This window comes from Actinomadura sp. BRA 177 (genome assembly GCF_013372625.1).
Taxonomy (GTDB): domain Bacteria; phylum Actinomycetota; class Actinomycetes; order Streptosporangiales; family Streptosporangiaceae; genus Spirillospora.
Genome location: NZ_JABXFD010000118.1, coordinates 1 through 8,768, shown reverse-complemented (window position 1 = coordinate 8,768; position 8,768 = coordinate 1). Strand labels below are relative to the sequence as shown.

Here is an 8,768-nt window from a genome sequence, read left to right as displayed (position 1 = left end):
CCGTACGGCCAGTCGCAGCAGCCCTACGGGCAAGCACAGCAGCCCTACGGGCAGGCGCAGCCGTATGGGCAGGTGCAGCAGCCGCTCGGGCCTGGGCAGGAGGGGTATGTGCCCGGGATGCCCTACTGGCCGGGGGCGCAGGGGCAGCCGGGTGGGTACGGGCCCGGGCCCTATGGGCCGGGGTACGGGATGCCGCCCGCCAAGGGGTCGTGGACGGTCGAGATGCCGCAGGGCAGGCCGTACCACCAGGTGGCGCGGAACGAGGCGCACCGGTGGTGGCGGCCGCTGGTGGGGAGCCTGGCGGTCCTCGTCGTCGGGATCGGCTCCATGCTGCTGCTGATGGTCGCCGGCATGATCGTCAAGGTGGCGGTCACCGGGGACCTCCCCGACACCAGCGGCACCGACACCAACTCGATCTTCGGTGACGAGACGGCCGACATCGCCTTCAACCTGGGGGCGCTCGCACTGTTCCTGCCGATCGTGCTGGCGGCGGCGTGGCTGATCCAGCGGCGGCGGCCGGGCACGCTGTCGTCGGTCGCGGGACGGCTGCGGTGGCGCTGGATGCTGGTGTGCTCCGGCCTGGCGGTCATGTTCTGCGTCGTGTCGTACGGGACGTCCATCGTGGCGGCCATCGCGATGGACGAGACCGGCGGCGAGGAGCACTGGGTCGGGTGGAGCGACTTCCTCGTCCCGGCGGTCGTGATCGTCCTGCTGGTGCCGTTCCAGGCGGCGGCGGAGGAGTACGTCTTCCGCGGCTGGCTGCTCCAGGCCGTGGGCTCCTGCACGCTGGAGAACGCCAGGAGCGGGATCGGACGCGTGTTCAGCGCCGTGTTCCGCACCCCGTGGCCCGGCATCGTGGTCGGGTCGGCGCTGTTCACCGCCGGGCACGGCTACACGAGCTGGGGCATCCTCGACATCTTCCTGTTCGGCGCGATCGCGGCGTGGCTGGCGGTGCGGACGGGCGGCCTCGAATCCAGCATCGCCCTGCACGTGTTCAACAACCTGATGGCGTTCCTGCTCCCGGCGGCCGTCGGCAAGCTCGACATGGAGCAGGGCAGCGTGCCCTGGCAGGTCGTGCTCGCGGACGTCGTCCCGATGGTCCTCTACGCGCTGGTGGTCGTGTGGCTGGCCCGCCGTATGCGCGTCCAGAAGCTCACGGTGCAGGACGACGTGCCGGTCACGGCGGAGTCCCAGCCGCTGCCCGTGTCATAGGACGCCCCACAGCGCGAGCGCGTCGAGGAGCCCCGGCGTGATCGGCAGGTCGCCGAGGTCGTCCGGGCGCACCCAGCGGGCCTCGGACGCGTCGTCGCCCGCGCGGAGCGTCCCGCCGGTCACGGTGGCCGTGTAGTCGTGGATCTCGTAGGTGGTGCCGCCGGGCCCGGGACGCTCGACCGTCCCGGCGTGGGCGCCGACGGCGACGTCCAGGCCGGTCTCCTCCCTCAGCTCCCGCGCGACCGCGGCCGGGTCGTCCTCGCCGGGCTCGACCCGTCCGCCCGGAATGGACCACAGCCCCTCGCCGGGCGGGCGCCCGCGCCGCACCAGCAGCAGCCGCCCGTCGCCGTCCCGCACGATCCCGCCGACGCAACGAATCCCCATGACCCCATTTTGTTCCCCCTTTCCCAGCCGGCTACCTGCCCGAACTTGACGATCCGGGACGTTGCCGCGCAGGGTGGGTAGTCATGAGGGCGGAGCCGATGTGCCCGCGCTGCGCGGGTCCTCTTCGCGCGCCGGATCTCTGGTCGAGCGACTGGAGCTGTGGCGTGCACGGCGCCGTACTGCCGAGGCAGCCGGCCAAGCGACCCGGCCCGGACGGGCTGGCCGCCGTGCTGCGCGACGCGCGGGTCCCCGTCTGGACGCCCTGGCCCCTTCCGCCGGCCTGGCTCGTCACGGGATTCGCCACGGTCGGCGACGACCGTTCGGGCGCGCGGGCGACGGCCGTCGCCGTGTCCGGGCCGGGGCTGCTGCGCGGCCCCGCCGACATGGTGCTGATCGCCGAGGAGCCCGGCATCGGGCTCGGCGCCCACTACGCGGGGCTGGACGGCGCCGACCCCGGCGAGGCGTTCAACGGGAGCCCGCCGCACGTGAAGCTGGACGTCAGCGGCCCGGCCGCGACCTGCGGGCGGTCCGTCCCCATGTGGGCGGTGCGCACCGGGCCCGACCGCGCCGAGCGGGCCGTGTTCGTCGGTGAGGCGATGGGCAACTGGCTGTGGGCGGTGCTGTGGCCCGCCGACGCCGGCGTCCTGATGCTGGAGAGCCAGAACCTCCTCGACCTGCGCGAACCCGGCATGGAACTCGACCTCCCCTACGGCGCCCACAGCCCGCGGCTCGACGACTGATGCGGATCGACCTGCACTGCCACAGCGACGCGTCCGACGGCACCAGGCCGCCCGCCGAGGTCGTCCGGCGGGCGCGGGCCCGCGAACTCGACGTCGTCGCGCTGACCGACCACGACACCGTCGCCGGGTGGGACGCGGCCGCGAACTCCCTGCCGGACGGCCTGACGCTCGTCCCCGGCATCGAGCTTTCGTGCCAGGAGGACGGCCGCAGCCTGCACATGCTCGGCTACCTGTTCGACCCGGAGGATCCCGCGCTCGCCGCCGAGCTGGCCCGGATCTGCGACGACCGCGTGATCAGGGCGCAGGGCATGGTGGACCGGCTCCGCGACCTCGGCGTGGACGTCACGTGGGGCATGGTCCGGGCGCTCGCGCGCGGCGAGGCGGTCGGCCGCCCGCACATCGCCCGCGCCATGATCGAGGCCGGCGTGATCAGGACGGCGGACGAGGCGTTCACGTCCCAGTGGATCGCGCAGGGCGGCCGCGCCTACGTCGAGCGGTACGCGCTGGACCCGGAGCGGGCGATCGGGCTCGTCCGCGCGGTCGGGGGAGTATGCGTGCTGGCGCATCCGCGGGCCCGCCGCCGCGGCTACGTGTTCGACGACGAGGTGATCGAGCGCCTCGCCGCCGCCGGGCTCGCCGGGATCGAGGCCGACCACCCCGACCACGTCCCCGAGGACCGCGCCCACCTGCACGGTCTCGCCAAGGCGCTGGGCCTCGCCGCGACCGGCTCCAGCGACGACCACGGCGCGCTCACCGGCGACCGGCTCGGCGCCGGGACGACCGCGCCGGACGCGTTCGAGCAGCTCGCGGAGGCCGCGTCCGGTAGTGACCTCCGTGTGCCGGATCGGGGCCGCGAAGCACGGTAGGGTGCGTTGCGTGGACGCGCGCATCGAACAGGTGGTGACGTCGGGGAAGCTCACCCTGGACGACACCGAGTACGACGTCGAGAACAACACCTACATCGTCGGTGACGACGACGAGGTCATCGTGATCGACCCGGCGTACGACGCCGAGGCCATCCTCAAGGAGGTCGGCGACCGGGAGGTCATGGCCGTCATCCTGACCGACGGCAACGAGCACCGCCTCGCCGTCGTGCTGGAGGTCGCCGCCGCCGGCGAGGAGGACGAGGAGGACTGGGCGCCGATCGCGATGCACCGGGCCGACCGGCTGCTGTGGCGCGACTACTTCGGCCGCCTCGCCAAAGCGGAGGAGGACGAGGACGACGCCAAGGCGCTCCGCTCCCTCGAACCCGACATCTGGCTGGAGGACGGCGGCGTCTTCGAGATCGGCGAGGCGCAGCTGGAGATCGTGCACACCCCGGGCCACACGCCCGGCAGCGTCTGCGTGATCAGCGAGCAGCTCGGCACGCTGTTCTCCGGCGACACGCTGCACCGCGGCCGTCCCGGCTCGATCGGCGGCCAGTACGAGGACCTGCGCAAGCAGCTCAACTCGATCGGCGCGCTGCTGACCCCGCTGCCGAAGGAGCTGAAGGTCCTGCCCGCGCAGGGCGAGGAGACCACGGTCGGCGACGAGGACGCCCGCTGGGAGACCTGGGGTTCCTTGGCGAACGAAGACGACTAGCGGTGGAGCAGCTGGGCTTCGAGGGGATGCCCCAGCGGCTGTACACGTGCACGCCGTCGCGGCTGAACACGTGGCTGGACTGCCCGCGCCGCTACCGGATGACCTATCTGGATCGTCCGATGCCGCCGAAGGGCCCGCCGTGGGCGCACAACAGCGTCGGCGCGAGCGTGCACAACGCGCTGGCCGGCTGGTGGCGGCTGCCGCTGCACGAGCGCACGCCCGAGGCCGCCGGCCGGCTGCTCGTCCGGGGCTGGCTGACGGACGGTTTCCGGGACGAGGCGCAGTCGGCCGAGTGGCGTGACCGGGCGCGGGAGATGACCGAGCGGTACGCCGCCGGGCTCGACCCGTCCGATGAGCCGCTCGGCGTGGAGCGCACGGTCGCGACCCGCACCGACCGGATCGCCGTCTCGGGCCGCATCGACCGCCTCGACGCGCGCGGCGCCGAACTCGTCGTCGTCGACTACAAGACCGGCCGGCACATCCTGACCTCCGACGACGCCCGGGGCTCCCTCGCGCTGGCGATCTACGCGGTGGCGGCGTCCCGCGTCCTGCGCCGCCCGTGCCGCCGCGTAGAGCTGCACCATCTGCCGTCCGGCGAGGTCGCGGTGTGGGAGCACACCGAGGAGTCCCTCGCCCGGCACATGCGCCGCGCCGAGCAGATCGCCGCCGAGGCCGCGGCCGCCGACGAGGCGTACCGTTCGCACGGCCGGGCGGACGACGAGACGTTCCCGCCGCGTCCGGGCACCCTCTGCGGCTGGTGCGACTTCGCCCGGCACTGCCCCGAAGGCCGGCAGGCCGCCCCGCGCAAGGAGCCGTGGGCGGCCCTCCCGACCGCCCCCTGACCAACGGCTTAGGCGGGGGCGAGGGCCTGCTGGGCGGGCCAGCGGCGCGGGTCGCGGAGACCGTAGAGGCCCTTGCTCACGTCGTAGCCTTCAGCGGCGAGCCGCTGCCGGGACCGTTCGAGCATGTCGCGGGTGTTCTTCGCGAACGCGTAGTCGTGCACCCGCTCGGGCACCGAGTTCATCGCGAGCCGGAACGACCGGAGCGCCGCCGTCACCGCGGGCTGCGGCACCTCGGGCAGCGCCCCGTACATCTGGCGCGCCCAGCCGGGCAGCGAGTAGTAGCAGAGCGCGCCGAACGGGAAGTAGCCCGGCTTGCCGGGGGAGAGGAACTTCAGGTTGTCGGGGAGCGTCGGCCACATGAGGAACCGGACGGTCTCCGCCGCCTCCTCGGTGACCCGCAGCCGCGGCCGCATCTCGGCGAAGAACGCCTCCATCTCGGCGACGCTGCCGGGGACGTCCTCGGCGTGCAGCCCGACGAGCGTCGCGGACGCGCGCTGCTCGTCCAGGTACCGGTCGGCCATGGCGCCGGTGAGCAGCTGCCCGGCCCGCCGCGCGACCTCCAGGTAGGAGTAGACCTCGGCGCAGTGCACCCACAGCAGCAGCTCGGGCTGGTCGAGCCGCTCCTTCTTCCCGGTGTCGTGGTTGAGGATGCGCAGGCTGCGGTGGATCTCCCGCACCCGGTAGGCGGCCGTCTCGACCTCCTCCGGGCTGCCGAACGTGCCGAGCCCCACGAAGTCGGACGTCCGCTGGAGCCGCCCGAACGGGTCCTCCCGGAAGTTCGAGTTCTGCCAGACGCCCCACATCGCCATGGGGTGCAGCGCCTGCAGCATCAGGCTGCGCACCCCGCCGATCCACATGGACCGGTCGAGGTGGACGCGCCAGGTGACGCTTTCCGGGGGCTGGATGGTCGCGGGCATGGGCACCTCCATGAGACAAACTCCAGTAAGTGTGTCATTACCCCGGCGTGACCTCGACACCGGCCCCTCCGTTTTGCTCCGCTGTCAGTTGCCACTGAAGAGTTCAGTCCGCCGCCCAAGATTTCAGAGATCCTTCCGCGGGAGGCTGTTCGACCACCGAAGATTTCAGTGGAGGTGGTTGGGATGCGGCGGCTGGGTGTGCGCAGGCTTGCGTACGTGCCGGCGCCGCTGGAGAAGGAGTCGCTGCTGAGCTGGCTCGACCAGGTCGCGGCGGAGTTCGGGGTCAGCCGTCCGAGGGCGGCTGAGATGGTCGGGCTGTGGGGCAGGGACCGCAGCACGTTGCACGTACTGGGCTTGCGGCTTCCGGCGAGGGTTCTTGAACGGGTCACCGCGACCACGGGACTGACGGCGACGCGGCTTGAGCTGATGACCTTGTGGAGGTACCGGCGCTCAGCCTTCATGCTGAAGACGTCTGGTCGACGGGAGGTCTTCACTGCCTCGGGCGAGTGGGTTCATGCTCAGACCTCGCTGGTGTGCCCGGAGTGCTTGGCGAGCAACGGCGGCCGCTGGCTATTGCCGTGGAAACTGGGCTTTTCCTACGCGTGCGTCGAGCATGGTTGCTACTTGTTGGCAGGTTGCGGGTGCCCGAGGGGCCGTACTGCTCGGGCGCCGTGGCCGAGGTTCCATAGCACCCGTTCGGTAGGGCAGTGCGCTGTGAGTTGCCCTGATTGCGGCCGGTGGCTTGGGGAGATGGAGGCGCCGCGAGCGTGCAGTGATGAGGTTCTCCGAGTCCAGAGAATCATCGATCATCTCTTGGACGCCCCTGGTGACGAAGAGGAGCTCAAACAGATCTTCCGCGATCTCAGGTGGCTGGCTGCCATGGCTCTGTCCCGGGCTGATGATGCCGTGGAGCTTCTCGACGGAACGGATCCGCAGATAATCGATCAGTTGTCGCGGCACGCCAATCTGCCGCGTAAAGAACGCGGCCTGTTGGCAGCTGACAATGACATATTGCTGAGAGCAGCCGGACTGGTTGTCGCTGCCCGTGTCGTATTCGCTGATAGTTTACTGGTCGGTGGCGCCTGGTTTGTCGAGGGAGTCGGCGCATGGGATGAGTTGGTGTTTCCCTTCGGGCGTGAGGGGACGGGAGTGGGGAGATGGGTCTCCGATCTCGTTCTGCTCGCAGGCAAGGTGGGCGGCCGGAACGATCTCTTCAAGCTCGCCGGACGGTATCGGGTGCCGCCCTCCAGGCGGCTTCGGCCTCCTGCGGAGCCGGGGTCGGAGGCGATATGAGCCTCCATACATGATCTGCGAGTGGCGCGCCCACCGGCAACGCGACCGAGAGGCGCTGGAGACCGACGTACTGGCCGGGTTCGTCTTGGCCCGGGCCGCGGCCGGGCTCGAGGACAGCACGATCGCCGCCGACGTCGTCCACCTGGAGCAGGTCTGGGCCTGGTACGGCCGGCTGCTGTGGAAGTTGGAGCCCGCCGACGCCGATGTGTACTTCGGCAAGGTGCTGCGCGCGCCGCGGTTGCGGCGGGTGGTCCCGGAGAAGCCCCGGTCGATGTAGATCCGATCGGCCGGGACGCCGGGACCGAGGAGCTGCCGCTGCCCCGAACTCACCGACGCTGCCGGGCACGTCCGCGGTTTCGCCGCGAGATGACCAACCGGCGGTGGCCACGCACACCCGTACCACCGAGCTGCTGCGGCAGAGGAGGCCGCGGATTGCTGATCGGTGATGTGGCCCGCCGCTCCGGGGTGAGCACCCGGATGCTCCGGCACTACAACGCCCTGGGGCCGGGTGGAGAGCTTGCGGTCGCTCGTGCTCTCGCTCAAGCAGATCGGGCGCGCGCTGCAGGATCCGCTTTCACGCCGTCCGCCCTGGTCAGCAGCCTCATCCGGTGGACGCGGGACCGCTTGGCGCGGGAGCAGGAGCTGCTCGAGCGGCTCGGCGCGATCGAGGTGTCGGCGCCCACCGACTGGCAGGGCGTCCTGCGCATCGCCGAACTCATCCGGGGAGCTCAACTCGACCAGCGCGGCGCGCAGGCAGCAGGCCGTCCTGGCCCGGACGGAGGGCGTGTCGGTTCTGGCCTGGGCGGTCCTGGCCGAATCCGACCCGCACGTCGCGGGCGCCCTGCGCTGGGCGCTCGCTCGATCTTGCGGCGAAGGCCTGGCGGCGCTGGAAGCCGCGTGCACTCGGAAGACACTGACGTCCGACGGCGCGCGGTGCAGGGGATCGCCGAGATGCCCGAGGCTCCGGGCGCCGCCGCAGTGCTCGCGGACGCCGACGGGGACCCGGACATGACGGTGCGCGGGCACGCCGCTCTGGCTTTGGGCGGACCTGCGTGGGCGCGGCCGTTCCCACACTCGTCAGCATGGTGGTCGAAGGCTTTGACGACGTCACCGCGGCGGAGGTCCTGCGAACACTGTCCCAGGACCCCAAATGCGCGGACCAGATCATGACCGCACTGGTCGACGAACTCGCCGCGCCCACCGCGGGCTCCGTGACGCGGATCCGCCTCATCCAGGCGTTGGTCGGACTCTCCGGAACCACCGTGCACGAAGTCCTGCGCCAACTGGCCCACGACGACCGTGCTGTCGCCCTCGTCCCCTCCGCCCTCGTGGGAGCTGTCCAACGGCAGTCTGCCGAAGACCAAGCCGTCAGGGATTTCTGAAGAGGACTCCTTAAAGCGCCATCGAGGCGCCACGGCTTCCGATCGCAGCATGCATGCTGCCGCCGGAATCGGAGATGGGTGTAGCTCGTTCTCAGTGAGCTCCTCGCCTGGTTTTTGTGGTTCTACTGGTTGATCGCGTGACCGTCTTTTACCGTGGGTGCAGGTGTGGTGAGGCGGTGTCGCGATGGGTTCGTTGCTGGATGAGCTGGCGCGGCGTGAGGCCGAGGTCCGGCAGCGGATCGAGGAGGTCCGTGAGCAGATCGCCGGGCTGGAGTTGCGGCTGGAGGCCGAGGAGGACCAGCTGTCGCGGTTGTTGATCACGCGGGAGACGGTGCAGGAGATCTTGGGCGGGGCGGCCTCGCCGGTGCCGGTGCTCGCGGGTGAGGGCCGGCCCGTCGAACCCGTCGGTCCGGCCGG

General features: G+C 71.3%; 11 protein-coding genes. 9 read left to right on the top strand and 2 right to left on the bottom strand.

Going from position 1 to position 8,768, the window contains the following annotated elements:
- Nucleotides 1–1,212: CPBP family intramembrane glutamic endopeptidase (locus tag HUX53_RS03355; protein ID WP_176401700.1), on the top strand; the 1,212-nt coding region annotated here is incomplete at its 5' end.
- On the opposite strand, the gene HUX53_RS03350 is transcribed toward HUX53_RS03355, so the two are convergent.
- Nucleotides 1,207–1,596: an NUDIX hydrolase gene (locus tag HUX53_RS03350; RefSeq protein ID WP_176401699.1), complete on the bottom strand. Its 390-nt coding sequence runs from the start codon at nucleotides 1,594–1,596 to the stop codon at nucleotides 1,207–1,209. The two genes, HUX53_RS03355 and HUX53_RS03350, sit on opposite strands and share 6 nt — an antisense overlap.
- 83 nt (nucleotides 1,597–1,679) lie before the next feature.
- Here HUX53_RS03350 and HUX53_RS03345 point away from each other — a divergent pair, with 83 nt between their 5' ends.
- From HUX53_RS03345 to HUX53_RS03330, 4 genes are read left to right on the top strand one after another with little or no spacing between them, the layout of a single operon-like run.
- Nucleotides 1,680–2,336 carry a DUF6758 family protein gene (locus HUX53_RS03345; protein WP_176401698.1) on the top strand — a complete coding sequence of 219 codons (657 nt, stop codon included), beginning with the start codon at nucleotides 1,680–1,682 and terminating at the stop codon, nucleotides 2,334–2,336.
- Complete coding sequence (locus HUX53_RS03340; RefSeq protein WP_176401697.1) at nucleotides 2,336–3,202, top strand: PHP domain-containing protein; 867 nt, start codon at nucleotides 2,336–2,338, stop codon at nucleotides 3,200–3,202. Before HUX53_RS03345 ends, HUX53_RS03340 begins: the two co-directional genes overlap by 1 nt.
- Nucleotides 3,203–3,212: 10 nt before the next feature.
- Nucleotides 3,213–3,917: an MBL fold metallo-hydrolase gene (locus tag HUX53_RS03335; protein ID WP_176401696.1), complete on the top strand. Its 705-nt coding sequence runs from the start codon at nucleotides 3,213–3,215 to the stop codon at nucleotides 3,915–3,917.
- Nucleotides 3,918–3,919: 2 nt separating this feature from the next.
- Nucleotides 3,920–4,759 (top strand): PD-(D/E)XK nuclease family protein, encoded by an 840-nt coding sequence (locus HUX53_RS03330; protein WP_309237024.1) that lies wholly within the window; start codon nucleotides 3,920–3,922, stop codon nucleotides 4,757–4,759.
- Between the two features lie 8 nt (nucleotides 4,760–4,767).
- Here the strand turns inward: HUX53_RS03330 and HUX53_RS03325 are convergent, their stop codons facing one another.
- Nucleotides 4,768–5,676, bottom strand: coding sequence for an oxygenase MpaB family protein (locus HUX53_RS03325; protein ID WP_176401695.1), 909 nt, complete (start codon nucleotides 5,674–5,676; stop codon nucleotides 4,768–4,770).
- A 183-nt stretch (nucleotides 5,677–5,859) separates the two neighbouring features.
- On the opposite strand from HUX53_RS03325, the gene HUX53_RS03320 reads away from it, so the two are divergent.
- The 4 genes from HUX53_RS03320 to HUX53_RS03305 all read left to right on the top strand — a co-directional run.
- On the top strand, nucleotides 5,860–6,969 hold the full coding sequence (locus HUX53_RS03320) for a TniQ family protein (protein ID WP_176401694.1): 1,110 nt from the start codon (nucleotides 5,860–5,862) through the stop codon (nucleotides 6,967–6,969).
- A gap of 10 nt (nucleotides 6,970–6,979) precedes the next feature.
- Nucleotides 6,980–7,246 (top strand): hypothetical protein, encoded by a 267-nt coding sequence (locus tag HUX53_RS39870; RefSeq protein WP_217919030.1) that lies wholly within the window; start codon nucleotides 6,980–6,982, stop codon nucleotides 7,244–7,246.
- Nucleotides 7,247–8,051: 805 nt separating this feature from the next.
- Complete coding sequence (locus HUX53_RS42415; protein ID WP_309237023.1) at nucleotides 8,052–8,351, top strand: hypothetical protein; 300 nt, start codon at nucleotides 8,052–8,054, stop codon at nucleotides 8,349–8,351.
- 184 nt (nucleotides 8,352–8,535) lie between these two features.
- On the top strand, nucleotides 8,536–8,768 hold a 233-nt coding region (locus HUX53_RS03305), incomplete at its 3' end, for a hypothetical protein (RefSeq protein ID WP_217919029.1).

Excerpts from the sequence above, each read along its gene's own strand:
- HUX53_RS03350 (WP_176401699.1), bottom strand. The coding sequence starts at position 1,596 with ATGGGGATTCGTTGCGTCGGCGGGATCGTGCGGGACGGCGACGGGCGG.
- HUX53_RS03345 (WP_176401698.1), top strand. The coding sequence starts at position 1,680 with ATGAGGGCGGAGCCGATGTGCCCGCGCTGCGCGGGTCCTCTTCGCGCG.
- HUX53_RS03340 (WP_176401697.1), top strand. The coding sequence starts at position 2,336 with ATGCGGATCGACCTGCACTGCCACAGCGACGCGTCCGACGGCACCAGG.
- HUX53_RS03325 (WP_176401695.1), bottom strand. The coding sequence starts at position 5,676 with ATGCCCGCGACCATCCAGCCCCCGGAAAGCGTCACCTGGCGCGTCCAC.
- HUX53_RS03320 (WP_176401694.1), top strand. The coding sequence starts at position 5,860 with ATGCGGCGGCTGGGTGTGCGCAGGCTTGCGTACGTGCCGGCGCCGCTG.
- HUX53_RS39870 (WP_217919030.1), top strand. The coding sequence starts at position 6,980 with ATGATCTGCGAGTGGCGCGCCCACCGGCAACGCGACCGAGAGGCGCTG.
- HUX53_RS42415 (WP_309237023.1), top strand. The coding sequence starts at position 8,052 with ATGGTGGTCGAAGGCTTTGACGACGTCACCGCGGCGGAGGTCCTGCGA.